Source organism: Bradyrhizobium sp. UFLA06-24, assembly GCF_054967145.1.
Genome location: NZ_JADFUE010000008.1, coordinates 135,853 through 157,287, shown reverse-complemented (window position 1 = coordinate 157,287; position 21,435 = coordinate 135,853). Strand labels below are relative to the sequence as shown.

The following is a 21,435-nucleotide window of genomic DNA, read 5'->3' as shown; positions in this document are numbered from 1 at the left end:
GCGATCACGAGGGTCATCGTCAGGAAAAGGAGGGAGGTCCCCGCGCCTGGGCGCTCGAGCCCTTATGGGCCGCAAGCAGGGAAGCGTCCGCTTCACGCCACACTATGCGCTCCGCGTGGCGGAGCGGAACGGAGAGTAGCGTGTACGGCGGCGAATCGAAGGACGCGCTGGCCTGCGCAAGACAACACAGAGCGCAGGCGCCGGCAGGTGCAGCGGGCGAACCGTTCTGGTCGCTCGGGTCGCTAATACTGTGACAAATGCCGCCGGCGGCAAGCGGATCGGCAACGGCCTGGCCGGCCGCCCAGCAGGCGGCAATCGGCGCCAGTACCTGCATCGCCAGGGCGAGCAGGACGACCGGTAGGAATTTTTGCAGCCGTGAGCGCATCTGCCGAACCATTCGTTCGTCTGCTAATTAAACACCGCCCCCATTCCGAGTCGAGATCGGTTCCGTCGCCTTCTTGGCCCAGCGCAAGTTTTCTCAGGAATCGTGGCTATGACAGTTCACTACGGACTGCAGTCCAGCATTTGAGGCAGGTCAAAACCTGGCCCATCGGATGCGGACCCACACATTTTCCTATATTTGTCATATACTTACACGAAAAAAGGCCTATCGTTGCGTCAGCCGCTCATATTTTGAACAATCGTTGCCGAAAATGATGACAAGTGAGAAAAGTTGATCTAGCATCCTTCTTGCTCAGGCCTGACCGCGAGGTCGAAGTCTGGTGGTCCAAGTCTCGGGAGGAGCCCCTGACGCGCAAAACGCAGCGTCGCCCCGCCAATCAAGATCAAATCTTAGAATCGGGGATAATAGGGTCGACACAATTTTTGAGCGGGGCCAGGGCCCCGCTCTTTTTTTGCCTGCGCGGCTGATGCGCCGGTGAGCGCGTCGTCCAATCCGATTGAACAAAGCTTTGAACTCGCAGCCTTGCGCTGCGCGGACCTCACGCCCCTCGTCTATCAACGGCTGTTCAGCGAGCGTCCTGAAACGCGGGCGATGTTCCGGTCGCACGGCAGCGAGCTCGTGATGGGATCGATGCTTGCGCTGACGATCGAAGCGATCCTCGACTTCGCCGGCGAGCGCCGCGGGCATTTCCGCCTGATTGCCTGCGAGATCGCCTCACACGAGGCCTATGGCACGCCGCGCGAATTGTTCGTCGCCTTCTTCGGCATCATCAGGGACACGCTGCACGACCTCTTCGGCGATGAATGGTCGCCCGAAATGACGCGGGCCTGGGATCGGCTGCTCGTCGCGATCGAAGCTTTCGCCCGCATTACAGCGTAGTTCTTCGCGCTGCACCACCGCTGCTGCGATCCCACTGTTGAGTGACACCAACTCTTGTGAGACACTTTGCGCCTCGGTTGCGCAATCAATGACGCGCCGACGACAAAATATATGGGAGCGAGCGATGTCCGGGACGAAAGATTTCTCGACGACGAGGCGCGATCTTCTTCAGGCGGCTGCGACCGCCGGCGCCGCGACTGCCATCCTCGGCAGCATGGGCATAAACCCGGCACTTGCCGCCGAAGTCGGACGGAGCGAGAAGCCGCTGAAGGCGGCGTTCTCCAACGCAGGCCTCCAGGCCACCTGGTGCGCACAGGGCAAGCAGGCAGCGGAATTCTGGGGCAAGCTGTTTAATGTCGAAGTCACCTGGTTCGACGGCCAGCTCGACGCCGTGAAGCAGCGCGCGGCGATCGACAACATGGCCTCGCAGAAATGGGATTTCGTCGCGATCCAGGCCTTCGGCATCGGCACCCTCACCCAACCCGTGCAGAAGATGATCGACGCCGGCACGCCCGTCATCGACATGGATACGCTGATTGCACCGCTCGACCAGATCAACGTCCACTCCTTCCTCGCTCCCGACAACGAATTCATGGGCGCCTCGGTGACACAGGCGCTGTGCAACGCGATGGGCGGCAAGGGCAAGATCATCATGACCCAGGGCGCGCTCGGCCACACCGGCGCGCAAGGAAGAGCCAAGGGCTTCAACTCGGTGGTCAAGCAATTCCCTGGCATCGAGGTGCTCGACACCCAGCCGGCCGATTGGGACGTCTCCAAAACGGCGCGGCTGTGGGAAACCTATCTGACGAAGTATCCGCAGATCGACGCCGCGTTCTTCCACAACGACGACATGGCGCTGGCCGCCGCCAACATCATGAAAGCCCACAACCGCACCAACATCCTGATCGGCGGCGTGGATGCGATGCCGCCCGCGATCCAGGCGGTCAGCGAGGGCCGGATGTTCGCGACCGTCCGCAATCCGTCCTGCCGCATCCACGGCGGCGCGATCATCGCCGGCGTCGCGGCTGTGGTCGGCGGCGAGAAGAGCGGCCAGGGTATCCCCAAGAACGTCGTCACCGACGGTCCTGTCGTGACCAAGGCCAATGCCCCCGGGATGCAGTGGATGGAAGACCATTTCCTGATCTGAAATCCTCCAAGACCTGAACTTGCATGCCTGAGGGTCGTCAGCCCATCATGGAACTGAAGGGCATCACGAAGAGCTTCGGCGGCGTCGAAGCCCTCCGCGGTGTCGACTTCGCGCTTCTCCCCGGCGAGATCCACGGTCTCGTCGGCGAGAACGGCGCGGGAAAAAGCACGCTGATGAAGATCATCGCCGGCGTGCACACCGAGTTCTCCGGTCGCTTCCTGATCGACGGCCAGGAGACCCACTTCCGCTCGGCGCGCGACGCGCACACGGCCGGCATCGCCATGGTGCATCAGGAGCTCTCGGTCGCACCCGATCTCACCGTCGCCGAGAACGTCTTCCTCGGCAATCAGCCGACCAACGCCCTTGGCCTCGTGCAGTGGCGGCGCATGGGACGCGAGGCCGGCGAGCAGCTCGCCCGCTTCGGGATCGACGTCGATCCGATGTCACGGCTCGGCGACCTGCCGATCGGGCTCCAGCAACTGATCGAGATCGCCCGCGTGCTGTTCTCCGGCGCGCGCATCGTCATCCTGGACGAGCCGACCTCCGCCCTCTCCCCACCCGAGGTCGAGCGGCTGTTTACGACGCTGCGGCGGCTGCGCGAGCAAGGCACCGCCATCGTCTTCATCTCGCATTTCATCGAGGACATCCTTCGCGTCTCCGACACGGTCACCGTGTTCCGCAACGGGCGGAAGGTCGCGGAAACCGCGAGCGACGCGACCAGCAAGGGCGCGCTGATCGAGGCCATGATCGGCCGCGGCGGCGAAGCGCTCGAGCACAGCTACACAGATGATCTCATGTTGCCGCGGCCGAGTGACAGCTCGGTCGTGCTGAAGGTCGACCAGCTGTCGCTGGCGCGCAGCCTCAAGGACGTCTCGTTCGAGGCGCGCGCGGGCGAGGTGCTCGGCATCTACGGCTTCATGGGCTGCGGCCAACAAGAATTGTCGCGCATCCTGTTCGGCAAGCTGAAGCCCGACGCCGGCACGCTGATCGTCGAGGGCGCACCGAAAACCTTCACCAGCACGGCGGCGGCGCGGCGCGCGGGCGTGGCACTGGTGCCGGAAAGCCGGCGCGCCATGCTGTTTCACCAGGAGCCGGTCTACAAGAACATCTCGATCAGCATCCTCGACCGCATCTCGTCGCTGCTGCTCAAACCCGCGCAGGAGCGCGACATCGCCAAACGTCAGGTCGAGCAGCTCCAGATCAGGCCGCCGGTCGTCGGCCTCGATCTCGGCATGCTGTCCGGCGGCAACCAGCAGAAGGTCGCGCTGGCGAAATGGCTGACCTACCCGCCCAAGCTGCTGGTGCTGTGCGAGCCGACGCGCGGCATGGATGTCGGCGCCAAGAACGACGTCATCAACATCGTCCGCGACCTCCGCGCCAGGGGGCTCGCGATCATCGTGCTGTCGACCGAGCCGGAAACGGTGCTGTCGCTGGCCGACCGCATCCTCGTGCTCAAGCGCGGCGAGGTGGTGCGGGAATTCAAGAACGAGCCGGTCAGCAAGGACCGCCTGCTGGAAGCGGCGTGACGGAGAAGCACAATGGCGAGCAGTGAGACGGCAGCAGCGACGGATCAGCGCGCACGGGGCCTTGCGTCCTTCCTGCGCTCGCAGATGCGCAACATCGCCCCGTTCCTGACGCTGATCTTCCTCTCCGCGTTCTTCGCCTTCGCCAGCCCCTCCTTCGCGACGATCGACAATCTCGGCAACATCCTCACCCAGGTGTCGGTGACCGGCATCATCGCGGTCGGCCTCACCTTCGTGATCCTCTGCGCCGAGATCGATCTCTCGATCGCCAGCATCGCCAACGTCACCGGCATCGCGGTCGCCTACTTCACGCTGCAGGAATCCTACGTCAACATCGCCAACATCCCCCTGCCCGGCGCGGTCGCGATCATCCTGTCGATCCTGCTCTGCGCGGCGCTCGGCCTCGTCAACGCGCTGGGGCTGACGGTGATCGGCATCCCCTCCTTCATCATGACGCTGGCGATGATGCAGATCGCAGCCGGCATCTCGGCGCTCCTGGTGCGCGGCCAGATCGCCTACAAGGTGCCGAGCCTGATCTCGACGCTCGGCTCCGGCTCGATCGGCGGCATCCCCTGGATCGTCATCGTCGCCGCCATCATGCTGCTCGGCGGCCACCTGGTGCTGACCTACACGCGCTTCGGCCGCTACGTCTACATGGTCGGCGGCAACCGCGAGGCGGCCGAATATTCCGGTCTCAACGTCAAGCTCATCCTGGGCGCGGTAATGATCATCTCCGCGGTGTGCTCGGGCATCGGCGGCATGCTGGGCGTCGCCCATTTCGGCAGCGCGCAGCAGAACGAGTTCGACACCTACCTGCTCGATTCCATCGCCGCCGTCGTGGTCGGCGGCACCAGCCTGTTCGGCGGCCGCGGCGGCATCGGCAACACCATCGTCGGTCTCTTCGTTCTCGGCGTGCTCAACAACGGCCTCGACCACGTCAACATCGACAGCTTCCTGAAGATCCTGATCCGCGGCCTGATCCTGCTGGCGGCCCTGGTCATCAATGTCTATGCGCAACGCTTGAGAGAAAAAGCCGCGGAGTGATCGGCCGCCAAAACGAAGTCGCGAAAACAACCCCATGCACAGTACAAATCATTGGGGAATTCGGCGCGGAGCGACGCGAGCCGGCGCCTTCAGCCGCGTTTGACACGTCGGGCAAAACAGGAGCATGATGGCATCATCGCGAAGGGCCGTCGGCAGGATCGCCCGCTTCCCGATCATCCGTTGGGCGCGCAACACCAGCATCGCAAGCACACACTTCCAGCCGCAGCCAGCCTATGGCAAAGGCGGGCCAGGTCCTCCAGTCCAAGGTCATGCAATGAACGTACCTGCAAATCTCGCGGAGAAGCTAACCACTTTCACCGAGCGTTTCTCGCCTCGTACTGTCGCGGTTTACAACGACAACGACATCATGGTGGCGAAGCTCGAGGGGCCGTATCACTGGCACAAGCATGATGACACGGACGACTTTTTTCTCGTGCTCAGGGGTACGCTCGACATCGAGCTGCGGGATCGGACGATCAGGCTCAACCCCGGCGAGGTTTTTGTCGTCCCGAAGGGAGTCGAGCACCGGCCCGTGGCGCATGGTGAAGTGCACATCCTGCTGATCGAACCCACGGGCACGCCGAACTCAGGTGACAAAGCGACCGCTGCGCCTCGCATCCTCGCTTGACCCTGACGAATCCTGATCGTCACCGACGATTCTATCTGCTGCCAAGCACGTTCGCCTGGCGTCCTGATCGCAACCAAGTCAGCATTGCCCGATTTCGGTCCGATCCTCGTCGTCTGCCAGCGGCTCAAAGCGGCTCTTGAGCATCTCGAACGTGTTTCGGACGATGAAGAGGCTTCCGTCGAGATGCGCATTACATTTATCGACCCGGCGCCGCGCTTCGTCTTCTGAGCATTCAAGATGGTAGAGCCGCGTGCGAGCGCCTAGCGCCAGAGCAGTCGCCCCTGTCTCATCACGCTGGCGCCGCGACCAAAAACCGAAATCAAGCACGCCGTCTAAGCCAAGTTTCAAACACCGTGTCCAGTTTTTGTCGACCAGGTCCGATACGCGCTGATGAAATGCGGCAAATTGATCCATTGGCGGATCGTCGCCGTACAAACTGGTCATCCATTCGTCGTGACTGAAACGGATAGCCGGAAGCTCTTCCTCCAACCGGCGCGCAAAGGTCGTCCTTCCCGCACCGAGGTATCCATGAAGGCGGTGAGCTGTAGCCATGAAGAATCCAATAGACGACCGCGATCACCTAAATCAATCAGAACGTGTAAGCCAGCCTCCTTAACCGCCGAGGAAGGAAACATGTCCGGTTCGGGTCAAAGCGCAAAGAACTCAGGTTGAGCAAATCTGGTCCGCTCTGCCGCGATGAGCGGACCTCCGTCAGACACGTTTCAACGTCGCAGATGGGCCAACAGGCGACCTGAGCTCTATCGAATGATGTTGGCCTCGCCGATAACGCCGGCCTCCCAAAGATAAAACTTCCCCTTCGCAGTGAGTGCCGAAGTAGCTTCTGCGCCTGATAGAAAAACGAAGCCAAGCGTTCGCCGTTCGCCCGGCGTCATTTCGCTTTGAAGCAGCGGATAGCCGTCCCAACCGTCGACTGGAGCCTTATTTGTGATGCTGCACGGACAGCCCCAGCCGAGCCCGACGGGTGACTTCCTCCCTCCTGCGTCGGCTGGATAGAGGTAGACCTCTGCTGTTAGGTCAGGAAGACCAAGTGCAAGGCGTTGTCTCAAAGTGGATTCTCGGGCCATCGCCTGTTCATAGCAAGCGTGAGTTGCGAAGTCTGCTCGGGCCAATAGGAGACATTGGAAAACAAAAGATAGTCGCCAACTGCGGCCGCCTTACCTCCATTTCGCGCGGCCACTCCCGAAATCTGGATGCCGAGCCTGAAACTCATCCATAAACACGAGGCGGGCTTGGTTGAGAATATCTCGAGCCTCTTTCGAATAACCGTATTCCTCGGCTAACGACCAAAGGTCATAAACCTGGAGCATGAACTCTTGGTATCGTTCGGCTGGATCGACCAGATGGCCATACTTGTCTCGCTCACCCGCCATAATCGTCTCCGAAAGCAACAAAGAGAGAGAGGAGCAGACCTCTCATAGGTCTGCAATGGGTCAAAGGCTGCCCTCGGAGGCCAGCATGCCCTGGTCGGTCATCTTCCCGGAGCGGACATCTCTGCGCTCAAGGCTCAGGTCAGCAACGGGCCACAAGCTGACACGCGAGGCATCATCCGTCGCAGCATCATGGCATTTGGCTGACGAATAGGATCATCAAGCCCAGCGCAAACCACACCAGTAGGGGTGCTTCGACGCGGATTGCCCAGCGGCGATAGAAACGCCCGGTCAAGTCGAAGTCTGTGGGGTCGGTTAGAAACGCAACGCTGCGGGAGCGCGACATCCATTCCCAAAATGTTAGATCTCGTCGAGGAAATCGGTGTTGGAGCATCTTGGTCAGCAGCATGAGGTGAACCAGCCACAGAACTCCCGATCCTCCCAACCAAACATCGAACACAGGGCCCAAGGCTTTTCGTCCTCATCGAGACGTAAGTTTAACTAAAGGAGAAACGCAATCCAGAGCTGAGGTCAAGACTAAGCGTCCATGTCCGAACCGCACGAGCGAGTGGACATTCTTGTCCGCTCAGGGTCAAAGGCTGCCCTCGGAGGCCAGCATGCCCTGGTCGGTCATCTTCCCGGAGCGGACATCTCTGCGCTTAAGGCTCAGGTCAGCCACGGGCCAATTCCGGGCGTAAGGACGTTCGGTCTTAGGCCAAGATGGCGCGCACGGCCGAGGAAGATGGCGCTATAAAGCCGCCGATGGGAATGATTGAACCCGGGACGAGATTGGGGCGACCAACCGGACGCATGGCCCAATTTTTTGGAGAGTTGCTCTTCTCGATAGTCGGCGCCTTTGTTCGGGACGTCGTGTATTCCCTGTGGCTGAAATTTGCGACCTGGCTTGAGCCGAAGATTCAGGGACGAACTGCAAAACTCATTATCGGGTTGCTTCTAGGAATTGGGCTGTTCTTCCTTATGCCGATCGTATCGGGGCTGTTGGGCCTTTGATCTCCTAAAGCGCATTCGGAAGGACTAACACGATCCCGACTTCCTGCTTGAGGATGCCCATGGCGATCGCGCCGACGTGGGAGGCTTGGTTGTTCTTCATCTCCGCCGCCTGATCCTCGTGGTCGGCAAAGCGTAAAGCAAATATCGCTCTGCCTCATCGAACCAGATGCCGGCGAGCAGACCGTCTTCGAAGATGAAATGCGGAGGCTTGCGACTTTGGCGCTGAAACGAGGCAGGTTGAACGAGGCCATTGGCAACGGCGACAAGCGATCCGGGAATGAGTTGCATGAAGCGATTGCTGATCTTCACGATCCTCTTTCCGCCGCTGGCGCTGGTCGTCTTCAACACGCCTGACATGGTCGCCGGACGCTTTGGTCTGATGGACCTGAACGCGCTCCAATCGGCCTACATTATCGCGGTCATTCCCTCCTGGCTCGTGGCTGCGATCGACTGGTGGCAGACCCGGCTCTGGGCAACGACCGTCGCGGGAGCCGCTCTCTGCTACGTGGCGGCATTCTCCATCGGATTTCCGTTCAGCGATGCCTTCTCGGTTCTGATGGTCGGGCTTGTTGGAGCGGTACCGGCCGCTGTGTGTTCATGGTTGTCGAGGAAGGCAGCCACGAGGTGACGCCACACGCGAGCCCGCCAGCGCTGTATTCGCAGCCTGGTCATCTCATTTCAGCCCGGTGAGCACCCATTCCGGCTGAAGAACCGGATAGGCGATCAGCCCAATAACGGCCGTGACGGCAATCAGCGCGGGGTTGCTGATTTTCCAGCGGAACAGCACGGCGAGCGAGACGATGCCGATCAGCGCGGTCAGCCAGTCGCCGATCGCGATCTTGCCGAGCAGGAAGCATGCGCCCAGAATGGTTCCGATCGCCGCCGCATACGCGCCCTTCACGAACCCCTGCACGTTCGGATTGTTGCGGTGTCGCGCCAGCAAGGGCGCAACGATCAGGACCAGCAGGAAGGAAGGCAGGAAGATCCCGACCGTCGAGATCAGCGACCCCCAAAAGCCTGCTACCAGGTAGCCGACAAAGGTGGCCGTGATCACCACCGGCCCGGGGCTCATCATGCCGATCGCGACCGCGACCAGAAATTCGCGCTCGTTGAGCCAGCCGTATTGCTGCACCAATCCCTGCTCCAGGAACGGGACGATCACGAGGCCGCTGCCGAACGTCAGTGAACCCGCTTTGAGAAAGAACAGCAGCAGCTTCCCCAAGGTCGATCCGGTCGCGGCCGGCGCGACACCGGTGGCCGCCGCGGGGATCACCGCAAGCTGAAGGGCAACCGGCGCACGCTTGATGTTGCCGTAATAGATGATCCCGACGATCCCTGCCCCGATGAACAGAAATGCGACCTCCGCCTTCAGGATCACCGTCACGGCGAGGCAGACCGCGGCGATCGCCCATTGCAGCCAATCTTCCATGCCGAGCTTGGCGAGGCGATAGCAGGAATGCAGGATCAATGCGATCACGGCCGGGCTGACGCCATAGAAGATGCCGGTCACCGCCTTGAGATCCCCGAGATGAACATAGAGCGCGCCAAGGGCAGCGACGATGACGAAGTTCGGCAGAATGAACGCCCAGCCGCCGGCCCAGGCGCCCCAGAAGCCGCAACGCAAATAAGCAATGAAGATGCCGACCTGGATTGCGAGCGGACCGGGAAGCGACTGGCAGATGGCGATGGTCTCGCGCATCTGCTCTTTGGTGAGCCACTTCTTGTCGCTGACGAGCTCGCGCTCCATCTGACCAACGAGGGCGACCGGCCCGCCGAAGCCGAGAAAGCCAAGTCGCAGGAAATAGCGAACCATTTCGCCCATTCCGCCGCGTTCGGTCGTCGTCGTTGTCGTCGTCATCACTTGTCCCCCTTGTCGTAGAATGCTGGCTGCAAAATGCCATCGAGCGGTCCGCCGAGTCCCATCGGGATCAATTCGATCTGATCGCCGCTGCGCGTCACCTGGTAACAGCCGTCGTCGTTCTCTCCGAGATAAAGGCAAAGCTGGTCCTTTTCGACGACCCATTTGCCTGTCTTCTTCACGCCCATCGAGAAGCTTCGCAGCGTCCCGTCCTTCTCATAGACAAGCCGATAATGAACCTCGTCCGTCAGCTGCTTCCCGGCGAAGCCGTTGCGAATTTCCGCCCCGCTCAGCTTGCGAAGATTTGCCGCCATGACAGAGCCCGCATCGAGGGTGACCAGTCCGCCGATGCCGGTCGCGAGTGCCGCGACGAGGCAGCTCGCAAATGGGCCGTTCGATTCCGCCATTCTCACTTCTTGCAGGCTTTCAGACACATCTGGTACTCGGTCTTGCAGGCCGGACCGGCGTAATTCTTCATGCATGCCGCGCGCTGTTCGGCGCAGACTTTGCAGGTCTGCGCGTCAGCATGTTCGCTGGCCAGCAGGCCTGCCAGCGCGAACAGCGTGACAGCAAGATTTCTCATCCGCAATTTCCCCGTCATGTCTCCTCCTCAGCTTTCCCTCGCATATTGATCGTAGAGTGCGGAGGCGTTGTCCCAGCGAATGGCCTCCATGTAGATGTCGACATAGCGGGCCGCCGCCGCACCGAAGTCCATGTGATAGGCATGCTCGTACATGTCGAGCACCAGCACGGGGCGGCCGCCGGCAAGCGTCGTGGTATGGTCGGCAGCCCATTGGTTGACGAGCCGCTTGCTGCGCGGCGAATAGGACAGGATCACCCAACCCGATCCACCGCCCTCCGCTTTGCCCATCGCAGAGAACTCCGCCCGCCATCGCTCGATGCTGCCGAAGTCGCGCACGATGGCCTCGGCGAGTGCACCGCCCGGCCCGCTCGCGCCTCCGAGGCTGTCGAAATAGATCTCGTGCAGGATCATCGAATTCATCGCGATAAGCTCTTCGCGCTTCAAGCCGTTGATGATGAAGTTCGGCGCCTTGGCAAAGTCCAATTCGGCGAGTTGCGCGCCGATCGCGTTGAGCCGCTTCACGGCACCGCCGTAATTGTTCTCGTAATGGCTCACGAGAACCTTCTCGGAGATGCCGCTGATCGATTTCGGATCGAACGGCAGCGGTTTGACCTGGTAGGACATTGCCTCGGCTCCTGTGCGTCTTCTTGCCGGCCGCGATCTCGCGGCCGTTTGCCTCAACTCTTGGTGCTGGCGGTCTTGTTGAGCGCCGCCCGCAGACCTTCGGCGAGTTTGACCGCATCGTCGTTCGCCCAGAAGTGCATGAAGAACAGTCGCGGCTGCTCGTCCAACATGTGGCTGTGCAGCGCGGTGACCTCGATGCCGTGCGTACGCAGCGCCAGGATCACCGGATTCACCTCGTCGGCTGTCAGCACAAAATCGCCGGTGATGGCGGCCTTGCCTCCGCCCGTCGGCTGGAAGTTGATGCCGATCGCAACGCCCATCGGGCCGACGGGAGTCAGCGGCATGCCCTCCTCCGTGATCGGGTCGCGCCGCTTGACGTTGAACTGGTACACGCCGCCGTTGGCCTGGCCCTTCACGCCGATGATCTGGTCGAGCTTGGCGGTATCGAGATCGACGGCGGGCGGCGGGCTAGCCGGTGCTGCGACGGTAAGCGGCGTCTTGCTTTTGCCGAGCGCAGCGTGGATCGCGGTGGCCAACTTAAGGGGATCCCCATGGCCGGCGACATGCATATAGAACGTCGCCGGGCTCGCGCGCAGCAGATGATTGTGGACGGCCGTGATCTCGAGACCATCAGCGATCATCTTGGCCATCACGGGGTTGATCTCGGTCTCGAGCAACACGAGGTCGCCCATGACCATCGCGCCGCCATGGCCGGGCTTGAACGCGACCCAGCCGCCGAGCGCCAGCGCCGGCTTGATCGCCACCCCGTCCAATGTCACCGCGAGATCGGTGCGCGGAAAGCCGTAACGGTGGACGTCGTCCGAGACAGCCGCCTTGCGGCCGAGCGTGTCGTCGATCTTCTGCCAGTCGATGCCATCAGCGGCGTGAGCCATCGCGACGAATGGCGTGAGCATATCTCGGCCAAGGCCGTTCGCGCCGAGAACGGCGGCGCAGGCTGCTGCGCCGATCAATACAGCGGTGATCTTTCGCATCGCGCGTCTCCTTATTTCTGCTCTTTGACCTGCCCGCTGCTGTCGACGACGAGCCGGACCGGCTTGCCATCCTTGATCGCCTTGGCGCTGATGCCTTCGGCGGTCGACTTGACGTCGCTCACCTGCGCATAGCCAGCCGCCTGTATCCGGGCGACGAGCTCCTCCTGAGTCAGGGCAAGCGCGGGCGAGAGTCCACCCGCGCTTGCCAGCAACAGAGCTGCAGACGCGATGATTTGCTTTTGCATGATCATTCTCCTGGTCTTGCTCCCAGCCCGGGTTCCGTCAGTGTCGTCGCCTTTCGGGCGACGATGGCGCGCTGCAGCGGCATGAGCAGTCATGCCCGTCAGCGCTTGCCCTTGTTGGTCGGCCAGTTGTGCGTTTCTCCGGTTGCGTCCCGACACCATCGATAGAACGCGTCGTAGAGCAGCATGCCGGCATTCAGCTGTTCGAGGTCGTCATCGAACATGCGCGACAGGCCGAGCGAGGCTGCAAGCAGGCCCGGAGCCTCCGGACTGAGATCGAGCCGCGCCGTGTCGGCGGCCCGCACCATCTCGGCGAGCCTGACCATCGGCGGTGTCGAAAGCCCGAATTCCTGCACCATCACGTCGAAGGTGCAGAGTTCGCCGCGGTGGCTCCAGAACACGTTTTCAATGTCGAAGGGCGTGGCATTGAACCGGTCGGCCGTCGCCTCGACTTCCGGAGCCGAGACGTAAAGGAACACCGCGGCAGGATCGATGAAGCGCCGGATCAGCCAGGGACAGGCGATACGGTCGATCTTGGGTCGTGCCCGCGTGACCCAGACCGTGCGGCCCCGTCCGTCGCGCTTGGGCATCCTGCCCACTGGAACGGTCGGAAGCTTTGCTTCCTTCCAGGCGAGATGGCCCCCTTCCAGGGATTCTGCATCAACGTTGCTGCAACGGAGCCAGGCGGCCGTTCCTTCGCTGAGTTTCTGTCCCTTTTGGCAGATGACGACCACGGACTGCCCGGTCAGGGACGAGGCCCAGTCCTGAACGTCGACATGGGAACGTCGCGTCGCGCCGGGTATCAAACGCGGGTCGGCCGCGAAATCCTCGTCGATGCGGACATCGATCAGCGTCGGCGCGTTGGCCGTGCCGATCAGGCGGGATAATTTGTCGGGTGAAATCGAAGTGTATGATGTGGACATGCTGCGCCCTTGGTGATCAGGACGCGATTCTTGGGCATGTCGCCTCGCGGGGAGATCGCAATTCCCCGGACCGGAAATAAAAACCCTGGTGATCGGGCTGTCAACCCGCCCGTGCCGGACCAGGCAAAGAAATCAACTCGAAGACATCAACGGTCGAGGCTGGCGTCGCACAGTATCCGCGAGCTGCCGGCCCCCATTAGCGCGGCGTGAACTGGTTGAGGTCGTGAATGCCCATCTGCTGCTCCAGCTGGGCGACGCGATCCGCCATCTTTTCGAAACCGTCAGCGCCGAACAATTCGTGCTCCTTCTTCTCGAAGTCCTCGGCCATCGCGTCATACTCGTTGGAAGACACCACGTCTTTCAGCTTCGGAAAGAGATCAGTGTCCTCCCGCGCCGCGTGCGGCCGGTACATCATGATGAAGGATTGCATCGCGCCGATCAGCTGTTTGCGGTCGTCGGCGTTGCTTCGGCCCGACGGCGCGAGCCTCAGGATGGTGTCCGTGACCTTCCGGCCAGCCTCGTGCTGGCGCAGCAGCGTATCCACCAGATCGGTCATCTGGCCGGCTGTCTTGAAGCGTGGGAAGACGTGCTGCTCCTCGGATTTTTCATGATAGTTGTTGATGAAATCGCGGACGATGCCGGCGGACTGCGTGATCAGGGCAGGATCGAAATCTTCGTTCGATGCGAATTTCCGGATTGCGGCCTCGTAGAGCAGCAGCACGCGATCGAGTACGCCGTGCTCGCGCATCAGGTCTTCGGGCGGAGTGACTTCTTCATCCTTCTTGTCCACGCGCTTCTGCTTCGCGCCGCCGCTCTTGCGTTCGGCAAAGGCCGGCCTTGTGATGACGGCGGGCGCCGCGACCGCCGCCAGCGCTCCTCCGAGCAACAGCAAGCGACGCTTGCTTGGCATGACGACCATCGCGGCACTCCCGTCTCTATCCGAACCCTTGTGACGCCGGGGCGCTCAGCGCCAAGCCTTTTCGTTCTTCTGCTCGTAATCCCTGAAGGCCTTCTCGAGCCCGCCCAGAACCTCGGCTGAGGTCTCGAACATCGCCTTGAGCTGGGGTTCATCCACCTTCTGCACGTCTTCGCGCAGATGGTTCCTGATCTCCTGGAACGTCTTCTGCATCTTCTGCGTATGGTGCCGGGGATCGCGATCTGCCGCACTTGCCATGCTCAGTCTCCTCGCTGCTAATATGGCCCCGCCGGACTCGAAAAAGCGTCCGGCGCGACGGCGCACCAACTGATAATTGCAGGCCTCGTTCCAATGACGAAATTCGATAAGACCGCATGAATTTCAAGCATTTGCTGACCGGATTGGACATCGTTGACAGAGCTTTGATAAAACTGTCCCGGAACCGGACCGCGCGCCCGTGAGCAATCTCAATTCGCCAACCGACGTGTCGCGGTCCCGCGCCGGCTCGCCACTCGAAGTCCTGCGCATCTTCCTCAAGCTCGGCCTCACCTGCTTCGGCGGTCCGATCGCCCATATCGGCTATTTCCGCGACGAGTTCGTGGTGCGGAGGAAGTGGATCGACGAGCACGCCTATGCCGACCTGGTCGGGCTGTGCCAATTCCTGCCGGGTCCCGCCAGCAGTCAGGTGGGCTTTTCGATCGGCCTGCTGCGGGCCGGCTACCTCGGTGCGCTTGCCGCCTGGACCGGCTTCACCTTGCCCTCGGCCTTGATCCTCGTCCTGTTCGCCTATGGTGCCGGCGCGCTGGGCGGGCCGGCCGGTGCCGGCCTGCTGCATGGACTGAAGCTCACGGCCGTCGCGATCGTGGCGCAGGCGGTCTGGGGCATGGCGCGTAATCTCTGTCCCGACCGCGCGCGCGCCTCGATCGCGACTGTCGCGGCGATCATCATCCTGTTCAGCACGGCATCGATCGCCCAGATCGGCGCGATCATCCTCGGCGGGCTCGCAGGTCTCTGGCTGTGCCGCAGCGATGCGCCGGCGCCATCAGGGCACGTCGAGATGCCCGTGTCCCGAACCGTGGGGCTGGTCACGCTCGGGGCGTTCTTCGTCCTGCTGGCGGGGCTTCCCGTGCTGCGGGGCCTGACGGGATCGGAGGGCATCGCCTTGTTCGACGCCTTCTACCGCTCCGGCGCGCTCGTCTTTGGCGGCGGGCACGTCGTGCTTCCTCTGCTCCGGGAAGCTTTCGTCGCGCCGGGCTGGCTCAGCGACGATGCCTTTCTTGCCGGTTACGGCGCGGCCCAGGCGGTGCCGGGCCCGCTGTTCACTTTCGCGGCCTATCTCGGCACAGTGGTCTCTCCGGAGCCGCACGGCGTGGCCGGCGCGGCGCTCGGCCTTGTCGGCATCTTCCTGCCCGGCATCCTGGTCCTGCTCGGCGCATTGCCGTTCTGGGATTCTTTCCGGAAGCGTGCCGGCGCCCAGGCCATGATGCGCGGCGTCAACGCCGCCGTGGTCGGCGTGCTCGGTGCTGCGCTGTACAGTCCGGTCTGGACCACCAGTGTGCATTCGCCAGAGGATTTCGGCATCGCGCTTGTCGGCTTCGTCCTGCTGGTCGCCTGGCGCGCACCTCCGCTCGTGGTCGTCGGCTTCAGCGCCGTCGCGGGAACGGCGATGGCGCTGCTTTAGAGAGGTTCACCCTCAGTCGCGGCCAGTTCTGCGCGGCCGGCAATCTCATCGGCGCGCCAGCACCGCACCGCATGCCCGTCGGGCCGCGTCTCCAGCACAGGCCCCGGCTCGTGACGGCACACGTCTACGGCGTAGCGGCAGCGCGGGCTGAAGGCGCATCCGTTCGGCGGATTGAGCGGATTGGGCAGGTCGCCGCCGGTCGTGGCGAGTGGAGCATGGCGCAGCGGATCGGGGATGGCTGCGATCAGGGCCTGCGTATAGGGGTGCGCAGGACGTTCGAAGATCTCGCGCCAATCGCCGTTCTCGACGATTCGGCCGAGATACATCACGGCGACGCGGTCGCTCATATGCTCGACGACGCCCAGATCGTGGCTGATCATGATGTAGGACAGGCCGAGCGTCTCCTTCAATTCCAACAGCAAATTGATGATCTGGGCGCGGATCGAGACGTCGAGCGCCGAGACGGGCTCGTCGCAGATGACGATCTTGGGATTGAGGATCAGCGCGCGCGCAATGCCGATGCGCTGGCGCTGGCCGCCGGAGAATTCGTGCGGGTAGCGGTCGGCCTGCTCGGGCCGCAGGCCGACATGCCGCAGTATCGTGGCGACGCGGTCCGCGATCTCGCTTCGCGCGGTCACGCCGTGCACACGCAAGGGATCTTCCAACGTCCGCCGCACCGTCTGGCGCGGGTTGAGTGAGGCGTAGGGATCCTGGAACACGATCTGGACGGTGCGGGCGAGCGCCTTGCGATCGGCTGACGGCCTTGATGTCACGATCTGCCCGTCCAGCACGATCCGGCCGCGCGTCGGCGCCAGCAGGCCCAGGATTGACAGGGCGACGGTCGACTTGCCGGAGCCGGACTCGCCGACCAGGCCGAGGCATTCGCCGCGCTTCAGGGTGAGATCGACTCCGTCGACGGCGCGGAGCAGCCGACGGTTACGGCCCAGCACGCCGCCGCCGACAGGGAAATGAACGGCGAGATCCTCGACGCTGAGAATGAGATCGTTGTCCGGCCTCCCCTTGCCCGATTTGTTCTTGGGCTCATGCATGGTGGTGACACCTCACCAGCCCGCCCGCCTCCAGCATGTCCGTCTCAGGCGGGGTCGTGCGGCACATCTCGGTCGCCTGCGCGCAGCGCGGATTGAAGCGGCAGCCCTCCGGGAAGTTCGTGATGGCCGGGACGACGCCCGCGATCTCCTTGAGTCTGGAGCGGCCAAGCGCTGCGCGGCTGCCCAGCCGCGGCAGCGAGTCGACGAGGCCCTGCGTATAGGGGTGCGAGGGCTTGCGGAAGATATCGGCGGAGCCGCGCTCCTCGACGATCCGGCCGGCATACATCACGGCGACGCGGCGGCAGACATTGGCGACGAGGCCGAGATCGTGGCTGATCATCAGGATTGCCGTCCCGCGCTGGGCGCAGAGATTTCGCATCAGCTCGATGATCTCGGCCTGCACGGTGACATCGAGCGCGGTGGTCGGCTCGTCCGCGATCAACAGATCCGGCCCGCAGGCGAGCGCGATCGCGATCATCACGCGTTGGCGCATGCCGCCGGAGAGCTGATGCGGATAGTCGTTGACGCGCCGCTCGGGCGCGGGGACGCGGACGCTCGCCAGCGCCTCGACCGCCAGCTTGTTGGCCTCGCGCCAGCTCTTGCCCTTGTGCAACACGAACATCTCGGCGATCTGCCGGCCCACAGGCGAAACCGGATTGAGCGCCGTCATCGGCTCCTGGAAGATCATGGCGATGCGATTGCCGCGCAGATCGCGCTGAGCGGCCGCGGACAGGTGCTGGATCTCCCGCCCGTCAAAGCGGATGACGCCGCCGCCGATCGACAGTGGTGACCGCAAAAGGCCGATCAGGGCCAGCGCCGTGATGCTCTTGCCGCAGCCGGATTCGCCGACGAGGCCAAACGTCTCGCCGCGCGAGATGCGGAATGAGACGCCCTCGGCCGCCGCGACGCGCCTCTCACCATCGTCGAGATCGATGCGCAGATCCTCGACTTCGATCAGCGGCGCGCCCGTCATGTCCGCCGGCTCCGCGATTGCGGATCGAGAATGTCGCGAAGGCCGTCGCCGAGCAGGTTGAGGCCGAGCACCGTCAGGAAGATGGCAAGGCCCGGAAAGACCGAGAGCCAAGGCGCCGTCGTGATCTGCTCGCGCGCGTCCGACAGCATGCTGCCCCAGCTCGGAAACGGCGGACGCACGCCGAGACCGAGGAACGACAGCGCGGCTTCGGACAACACCGCGCTGCCCATGCCGAGCGTGCCGATGACGACGATCGGCCCCAGCATGTTCGGCAGCAGCTGTGTGATCATGATGCGCAGATCGCCGTAACCCAGAACGGTCGCCGCCTGTACATAGCCCTGGTTCCTGAGCGACAGCGCCGAGGCCCGCGCGATCCGGCAGGTGAACGACCAGTTGGTCAGCCCGAGTGCGATCAAGAGGCTGGTCAGGCCCGGTCCGAGCACCGCCATGATGGCAAGCGCGAAGATCAGCGAGGGGATCGCGAGCATGAGATTGGTGAGGGCGTTGACGACATCGTCCCACCAGCCGCCCCAATAGCCCGCGCTGAGGCCGAGCGCGACGCCGATGACGCTGTTGATGAGCTGCGAGACGATGCCGACCGTCAGCGAGACGCGGGCGCCGTAGACGACGCGGGAGTAGATGTCGCGGCCCTGGTCGTCGGTGCCGAACCACCAAGTCCAGCTCGGCGGCTCCTCCGCGTTCATGAGATTGGCGTCGAGGACCGGATCGGTGTGCGCCAGCCACGGCGCCAGCAGGCCGACCAGGATCGCAAGCGCGAACAGGCCGCCGCCGATGACGAGATTGGCGCGGAGCTTCATGCGTATCTGATCCTGGGATCGATCACGCCGTAGAGCACGTCGATCAAGAGATTGATCGCGAGAAAGGCCAGCACCACGACCAGAATGGAGCCTTGGACGGCGGGAATGTCGCGCTGGAGCACGCTGTCGACCAGCAGCGAGCCGATGCCGGGCCAGGAGAACAATTTCTCGACCACGACCGCCTGCCCCATGAGCGCGCCGAATTGCAGACCCATGGTGGTGAGAATGATCACGAGCGCGTTGCGCATCACGTGCCACTTCACGACCCTTGTCTCACTCATGCCCTTCGAGCGCGCGGTGCGGACGAAATCGGCAGTCATGATCTCGAGGACGGCGGCGCGCGTCGTCCTGGCCAGCAGCGCCATCGGCGAGACACCGAGCGTCACCGCCGGCAGCAGCAGATATTTGAGGCCGCCGTCGCCATAGCCGAAGCTCGGCAGCCAGCCGAGCTTCAACGCGAACAGATACATCAGCACCAGCCCGAGCCAGAATTTCGCGATCGAGAGGCCAGATACCGCCGCGAACATCGCCGCGCTGTCGACGAAACCGCCGGGCCGCAATGCGGCGACGAAACCGAGCGGCACGCCGAGCAGAACCGCGAAGGCCATGGACGCGAAGATCAGCTGCAGCGTCGGCCAGGCGCGCTTGGCGATCATGGTCGTCACGGGCTCGCGGGTCCGGAACGAGGTTCCGAAATCACCGGTCGCGAGCTTGGCGATGTACTTGCCGAAGCGCGCATAGACGGGATCGTTGAGGCCGAGCTGCTGCTTCAGGCGCAGCTCGACTTGTGGATCGACGTCGTCGCTCATGGTCGAGGCGATGCTGCCGGGCACGACGCTGAACAGCACGAACACCAGCATCACCACGGCGAGCACGGTCGGAATGGTCTGCAGCAGACGACGGATCAGGAAGGAGAGCATCGGCACTTTCTTCCCTCCCCCCATCGCTCAATCGCGATGGAGGGAGCCAAGAGAACGCGTGTCACTTTGCGGGCGAGGTGTCGTCGACCCAGAGCTCCTCGGCGTTCTGGTGGGTCAGCTCCGTCGGGTTCTTCTGAATGCCGTGGAGCCAGGGCTGCACGGCCATCACCGCCTTGTTGTAGTTGAAGAACCAGACCGGCGCCTCCTCGTAGAGCAGCGCATTGGCCTTTTGCAGCAGCTGCGTGCGCTTTGCGTCGTCATCGGCCTGCCCCGCCTCGTCGAGGATCTTGTCGAAATCGGCGTTCTTGAAATTCATGTAGTTGCAGGCCGGCTGCGGCGTTGCGGAGTGGAAGCATTTCAGCGCGGCCAGCGGATCGGGGCCGCTCTGCTGCGAATAGATGAAGGCCTGGTAGTCGCCGGTGCGCACCACCTCCGCCAGCACCGCGGTCTCGACCTGCTTGACCTTGGCCTTGATGCCGACCTTGTCCAGCATCGGGATGACGGCCGAGACGATCGGCAGGCCCCAGCTTTCATTCTGGCTGGTGGTCCATTCGAACTCGAAGCCGTTGGGATAGCCCGCTTCGGCAAGCAGCTGCTTGGCCTTGGCAGGATCGTAGGGGTACGGCTTCATCGTCTTGTCGTAGGCCGGCGAGGTCAGCGGCAGCCAGCTGGTGGCGCGGTAGGCCTTGCCCTTGACCAGCTTGCTGATGATCAGATCGGTATCGATCGCGTAGTTGATCGCCTGCCGCACGCGCTTGTCGGCGAACGGCTTGAACGCGGGATTCATGCCCATGTAACGCGTGAAGACCTCGGCGACTTCGACGAGCGTGCCCTTGAGGTCGGGATCGGCCTGATAGGCGACATATTGGGCCGGCCCGAGCACCGACGTGTCGATCTCCTTGTTGCGGAATGCGACATCGCGCGCCGCGGCCTCACCCATGATCGAGACGATGAGCTTGTCGGCGTAGGGCTTGCCCGGCTTGTAGAACCGGTCCCACCGCTCCAGGACGATGCGCGATCCCGGTACGTGCTCGACGAATTTGAACGGCCCCAGTCCGATCGGATGCTGGATGAAACTTTCCTTGGCACCCTCGTCGGCAGGATAAATCGACGTCAGCGCGGTGAAGAAATAGAAACCGGGATCGACCTTCTCAGTCAGCTTCATCTCGAGGGTAAAGTCGTCGATCTTCTTCAGGCCGGAGATTTCCTTGGCCTGCCCCTTCTCGACCGCGGCCGCACCCTCGATGATGCGGACGAAACGCGCGCCCGGATAGGCCTTGGTGCCGTCCATGATGCGGTTGAAGGACCAGATGATGTCGTCGGCCGTCATCTTGCGGCCATTGTGGAAATAGGCGTCGTCGCGCAGCTTGAAGGTGTGAACCAGGCCGCCGCCGGAAACCACGTCCTCCTTCGCGAGCTCCAGCACCGGCTTTCCTTCGGCGGAATTCCAGATGTAGAGCGAGCGATGCAGCGCCTTGGCGTAGATCTCGTCCTGGGCGCGCTGGGTGGTGTGAATGTCGAGGCTGGTGAAGCTCGAACCATAGGGCGCTGTCATGCGGATGGTTCCGCCCTTGCGCGGCGTCTGCGCCTCCGCTGGTCCCGCGAGCGCCAATCCCAGGCCCGCGACGATCGCCAACATCCTGAACATCATGTGTCCCCCCGACAGCGCAGCTACTCCGATCAGCGATTTGATCATCCGTCGCCTGTCGAATGCAAGCTTCGTTTTGGTGGCAGCCGATGCCGGTTCCTGAGGCAGGGACGGAGACTACATGACGGGTTGCATTCCTGCGCGACGCAAGCCCGCCTGATGACGCAGTGCGTCATCGGGCGACC

25 protein-coding genes are annotated in these 21,435 nt (G+C 62.9%); 8 read left to right on the top strand and 17 right to left on the bottom strand.

Going from position 1 to position 21,435, the window contains the following annotated elements; all coding sequences use genetic code 11:
* Positions 1-19: 19 nt before the first annotated feature.
* Positions 20-397, bottom strand: coding sequence for a DUF2946 family protein (locus IF809_RS09910; protein WP_164938715.1), 378 nt, complete (start codon positions 395-397; stop codon positions 20-22).
* Positions 398-877: 480 nt separating this feature from the next.
* On the opposite strand from IF809_RS09910, the gene IF809_RS09905 reads away from it, so the two are divergent.
* The 5 genes from IF809_RS09905 to IF809_RS09885 all read left to right on the top strand — a co-directional run bounded on the left by IF809_RS09905 (position 878) and on the right by IF809_RS09885 (position 5,624).
* Positions 878-1,282 (top strand): globin, encoded by a 405-nt coding sequence (locus IF809_RS09905; RefSeq protein WP_462837473.1) that lies wholly within the window; start codon positions 878-880, stop codon positions 1,280-1,282.
* A 124-nt stretch (positions 1,283-1,406) separates the two neighbouring features.
* The gene (locus IF809_RS09900) at positions 1,407-2,429 is read left to right on the top strand and encodes a sugar ABC transporter substrate-binding protein (protein ID WP_462837472.1); all 1,023 of its coding nucleotides are present in this window, start codon (positions 1,407-1,409) and stop codon (positions 2,427-2,429) included.
* Between the two features lie 23 nt (positions 2,430-2,452).
* Entirely contained in the window at positions 2,453-3,955 is a 1,503-nt protein-coding gene (locus IF809_RS09895; protein ID WP_462837471.1) for a sugar ABC transporter ATP-binding protein, read from the top strand.
* Positions 3,956-3,967: 12 nt separating this feature from the next.
* Positions 3,968-4,996, top strand: a complete 1,029-nt coding sequence (locus tag IF809_RS09890; protein WP_128966519.1) for an ABC transporter permease — start codon at positions 3,968-3,970, stop codon at positions 4,994-4,996.
* Positions 4,997-5,270: 274 nt separating this feature from the next.
* Entirely contained in the window at positions 5,271-5,624 is a 354-nt protein-coding gene (locus tag IF809_RS09885; RefSeq protein ID WP_453978687.1) for a cupin domain-containing protein, read from the top strand.
* Between the two features lie 78 nt (positions 5,625-5,702).
* On the opposite strand, the gene IF809_RS09880 is transcribed toward IF809_RS09885, so the two are convergent.
* Together IF809_RS09880 and IF809_RS09875 are read right to left on the bottom strand one after the other, a co-directional pair.
* The gene (locus IF809_RS09880) at positions 5,703-6,176 is read right to left on the bottom strand and encodes a P-loop nucleotide/nucleoside kinase family protein (RefSeq protein WP_462837470.1); all 474 of its coding nucleotides are present in this window, start codon (positions 6,174-6,176) and stop codon (positions 5,703-5,705) included.
* Between the two features lie 623 nt (positions 6,177-6,799).
* Positions 6,800-7,015: a hypothetical protein gene (locus IF809_RS09875; protein ID WP_128966522.1), complete on the bottom strand. Its 216-nt coding sequence runs from the start codon at positions 7,013-7,015 to the stop codon at positions 6,800-6,802.
* A 717-nt stretch (positions 7,016-7,732) separates the two neighbouring features.
* Between IF809_RS09875 and IF809_RS09870 the strand changes: the two genes are divergently transcribed.
* Positions 7,733-8,023, top strand: a complete 291-nt coding sequence (locus tag IF809_RS09870; protein ID WP_244659355.1) for a hypothetical protein — start codon at positions 7,733-7,735, stop codon at positions 8,021-8,023.
* 286 nt (positions 8,024-8,309) lie between these two features.
* Positions 8,310-8,651, top strand: coding sequence for a hypothetical protein (locus IF809_RS09865; protein ID WP_462837469.1), 342 nt, complete (start codon positions 8,310-8,312; stop codon positions 8,649-8,651).
* A gap of 45 nt (positions 8,652-8,696) precedes the next feature.
* On the opposite strand, the gene chrA (IF809_RS09860) is transcribed toward IF809_RS09865, so the two are convergent.
* The 9 genes from chrA (IF809_RS09860) to IF809_RS09820 all read right to left on the bottom strand — a co-directional run bounded on the left by chrA (IF809_RS09860) (position 8,697) and on the right by IF809_RS09820 (position 14,419).
* Entirely contained in the window at positions 8,697-9,881 is a 1,185-nt protein-coding gene (gene chrA / locus IF809_RS09860; protein ID WP_462837468.1) for a chromate efflux transporter, read from the bottom strand.
* Entirely contained in the window at positions 9,881-10,288 is a 408-nt protein-coding gene (locus tag IF809_RS09855; protein WP_164938719.1) for a hypothetical protein, read from the bottom strand. The genes chrA (IF809_RS09860) and IF809_RS09855 overlap by 1 nt, the downstream gene beginning before the upstream one ends.
* A gap of 2 nt (positions 10,289-10,290) precedes the next feature.
* A complete protein-coding gene (locus tag IF809_RS09850) occupies positions 10,291-10,464 on the bottom strand; it encodes a hypothetical protein (protein ID WP_164938720.1) in 174 nt (57 codons plus the stop codon).
* Between the two features lie 27 nt (positions 10,465-10,491).
* The gene (locus tag IF809_RS09845; protein WP_128966525.1) at positions 10,492-11,088 is read right to left on the bottom strand and encodes a superoxide dismutase; all 597 of its coding nucleotides are present in this window, start codon (positions 11,086-11,088) and stop codon (positions 10,492-10,494) included.
* Positions 11,089-11,141: 53 nt separating this feature from the next.
* Positions 11,142-12,080: a DUF1259 domain-containing protein gene (locus IF809_RS09840; protein WP_462837467.1), complete on the bottom strand. Its 939-nt coding sequence runs from the start codon at positions 12,078-12,080 to the stop codon at positions 11,142-11,144.
* An 11-nt stretch (positions 12,081-12,091) separates the two neighbouring features.
* Positions 12,092-12,325, bottom strand: a complete 234-nt coding sequence (locus tag IF809_RS09835) for a hypothetical protein (protein WP_128969352.1) — start codon at positions 12,323-12,325, stop codon at positions 12,092-12,094.
* A 98-nt stretch (positions 12,326-12,423) separates the two neighbouring features.
* The gene (locus IF809_RS09830; RefSeq protein WP_462837466.1) at positions 12,424-13,245 is read right to left on the bottom strand and encodes a chromate resistance protein ChrB domain-containing protein; all 822 of its coding nucleotides are present in this window, start codon (positions 13,243-13,245) and stop codon (positions 12,424-12,426) included.
* A gap of 196 nt (positions 13,246-13,441) precedes the next feature.
* On the bottom strand, positions 13,442-14,164 hold the full coding sequence (locus tag IF809_RS09825) for a hemerythrin domain-containing protein (RefSeq protein WP_462837465.1): 723 nt from the start codon (positions 14,162-14,164) through the stop codon (positions 13,442-13,444).
* A gap of 45 nt (positions 14,165-14,209) precedes the next feature.
* Positions 14,210-14,419 (bottom strand): hypothetical protein, encoded by a 210-nt coding sequence (locus tag IF809_RS09820; protein WP_462837464.1) that lies wholly within the window; start codon positions 14,417-14,419, stop codon positions 14,210-14,212.
* A gap of 199 nt (positions 14,420-14,618) precedes the next feature.
* Between IF809_RS09820 and chrA (IF809_RS09815) the strand changes: the two genes are divergently transcribed.
* A complete protein-coding gene (gene chrA / locus IF809_RS09815) occupies positions 14,619-15,842 on the top strand; it encodes a chromate efflux transporter (protein ID WP_462837463.1) in 1,224 nt (407 codons plus the stop codon).
* Here the strand turns inward: chrA (IF809_RS09815) and IF809_RS09810 are convergent.
* The 5 genes from IF809_RS09810 to IF809_RS09790 form a co-directional block, all read right to left on the bottom strand.
* Positions 15,839-16,891 (bottom strand): ABC transporter ATP-binding protein, encoded by a 1,053-nt coding sequence (locus tag IF809_RS09810; RefSeq protein WP_128966531.1) that lies wholly within the window; start codon positions 16,889-16,891, stop codon positions 15,839-15,841. The two genes, chrA (IF809_RS09815) and IF809_RS09810, sit on opposite strands and share 4 nt — an antisense overlap.
* A complete protein-coding gene (locus IF809_RS09805; protein ID WP_128966532.1) occupies positions 16,884-17,864 on the bottom strand; it encodes an ABC transporter ATP-binding protein in 981 nt (326 codons plus the stop codon). The genes IF809_RS09810 and IF809_RS09805 overlap by 8 nt, the downstream gene beginning before the upstream one ends.
* Complete coding sequence (locus tag IF809_RS09800) at positions 17,861-18,682, bottom strand: ABC transporter permease (RefSeq protein WP_128966533.1); 822 nt, start codon at positions 18,680-18,682, stop codon at positions 17,861-17,863. Before IF809_RS09800 ends, IF809_RS09805 begins: the two co-directional genes overlap by 4 nt.
* On the bottom strand, positions 18,679-19,602 hold the full coding sequence (locus tag IF809_RS09795) for an ABC transporter permease (protein WP_128969353.1): 924 nt from the start codon (positions 19,600-19,602) through the stop codon (positions 18,679-18,681). The genes IF809_RS09800 and IF809_RS09795 overlap by 4 nt, the downstream gene beginning before the upstream one ends.
* Positions 19,603-19,663: 61 nt before the next feature.
* Positions 19,664-21,253 carry an ABC transporter substrate-binding protein gene (locus IF809_RS09790; RefSeq protein ID WP_462837479.1) on the bottom strand — a complete coding sequence of 530 codons (1,590 nt, stop codon included), beginning with the start codon at positions 21,251-21,253 and terminating at the stop codon, positions 19,664-19,666.
* Positions 21,254-21,435 lie beyond the last annotated feature (182 nt).

Excerpts from the sequence above, each read along its gene's own strand:
- IF809_RS09830 (WP_462837466.1), bottom strand. The coding sequence starts at position 13,245 with ATGTCCACATCATACACTTCGATTTCACCCGACAAATTATCCCGCCTG.
- IF809_RS09825 (WP_462837465.1), bottom strand. The coding sequence starts at position 14,164 with ATGGTCGTCATGCCAAGCAAGCGTCGCTTGCTGTTGCTCGGAGGAGCG.
- IF809_RS09900 (WP_462837472.1), top strand. The coding sequence starts at position 1,407 with ATGTCCGGGACGAAAGATTTCTCGACGACGAGGCGCGATCTTCTTCAG.
- IF809_RS09875 (WP_128966522.1), bottom strand. The coding sequence starts at position 7,015 with ATGGCGGGTGAGCGAGACAAGTATGGCCATCTGGTCGATCCAGCCGAA.
- IF809_RS09910 (WP_164938715.1), bottom strand. The coding sequence starts at position 397 with ATGGTTCGGCAGATGCGCTCACGGCTGCAAAAATTCCTACCGGTCGTC.
- IF809_RS09880 (WP_462837470.1), bottom strand. The coding sequence starts at position 6,176 with ATGGCTACAGCTCACCGCCTTCATGGATACCTCGGTGCGGGAAGGACG.
- IF809_RS09885 (WP_453978687.1), top strand. The coding sequence starts at position 5,271 with ATGAACGTACCTGCAAATCTCGCGGAGAAGCTAACCACTTTCACCGAG.
- IF809_RS09890 (WP_128966519.1), top strand. The coding sequence starts at position 3,968 with ATGGCGAGCAGTGAGACGGCAGCAGCGACGGATCAGCGCGCACGGGGC.
- IF809_RS09800 (WP_128966533.1), bottom strand. The coding sequence starts at position 18,682 with ATGAAGCTCCGCGCCAATCTCGTCATCGGCGGCGGCCTGTTCGCGCTT.
- IF809_RS09805 (WP_128966532.1), bottom strand. The coding sequence starts at position 17,864 with ATGACGGGCGCGCCGCTGATCGAAGTCGAGGATCTGCGCATCGATCTC.
- IF809_RS09895 (WP_462837471.1), top strand. The coding sequence starts at position 2,453 with ATGCCTGAGGGTCGTCAGCCCATCATGGAACTGAAGGGCATCACGAAG.
- chrA (WP_462837468.1), bottom strand. The coding sequence starts at position 9,881 with ATGACGACGACAACGACGACGACCGAACGCGGCGGAATGGGCGAAATG.
- IF809_RS09865 (WP_462837469.1), top strand. The coding sequence starts at position 8,310 with ATGAAGCGATTGCTGATCTTCACGATCCTCTTTCCGCCGCTGGCGCTG.
- IF809_RS09870 (WP_244659355.1), top strand. The coding sequence starts at position 7,733 with ATGGCGCGCACGGCCGAGGAAGATGGCGCTATAAAGCCGCCGATGGGA.
- IF809_RS09840 (WP_462837467.1), bottom strand. The coding sequence starts at position 12,080 with ATGCGAAAGATCACCGCTGTATTGATCGGCGCAGCAGCCTGCGCCGCC.
- IF809_RS09850 (WP_164938720.1), bottom strand. The coding sequence starts at position 10,464 with ATGAGAAATCTTGCTGTCACGCTGTTCGCGCTGGCAGGCCTGCTGGCC.
- IF809_RS09845 (WP_128966525.1), bottom strand. The coding sequence starts at position 11,088 with ATGTCCTACCAGGTCAAACCGCTGCCGTTCGATCCGAAATCGATCAGC.
- IF809_RS09855 (WP_164938719.1), bottom strand. The coding sequence starts at position 10,288 with ATGGCGGAATCGAACGGCCCATTTGCGAGCTGCCTCGTCGCGGCACTC.
- IF809_RS09810 (WP_128966531.1), bottom strand. The coding sequence starts at position 16,891 with ATGCATGAGCCCAAGAACAAATCGGGCAAGGGGAGGCCGGACAACGAT.
- IF809_RS09820 (WP_462837464.1), bottom strand. The coding sequence starts at position 14,419 with ATGGCAAGTGCGGCAGATCGCGATCCCCGGCACCATACGCAGAAGATG.
- IF809_RS09790 (WP_462837479.1), bottom strand. The coding sequence starts at position 21,253 with ATGATGTTCAGGATGTTGGCGATCGTCGCGGGCCTGGGATTGGCGCTC.
- IF809_RS09795 (WP_128969353.1), bottom strand. The coding sequence starts at position 19,602 with ATGCTCTCCTTCCTGATCCGTCGTCTGCTGCAGACCATTCCGACCGTG.
- IF809_RS09835 (WP_128969352.1), bottom strand. The coding sequence starts at position 12,325 with ATGCAAAAGCAAATCATCGCGTCTGCAGCTCTGTTGCTGGCAAGCGCG.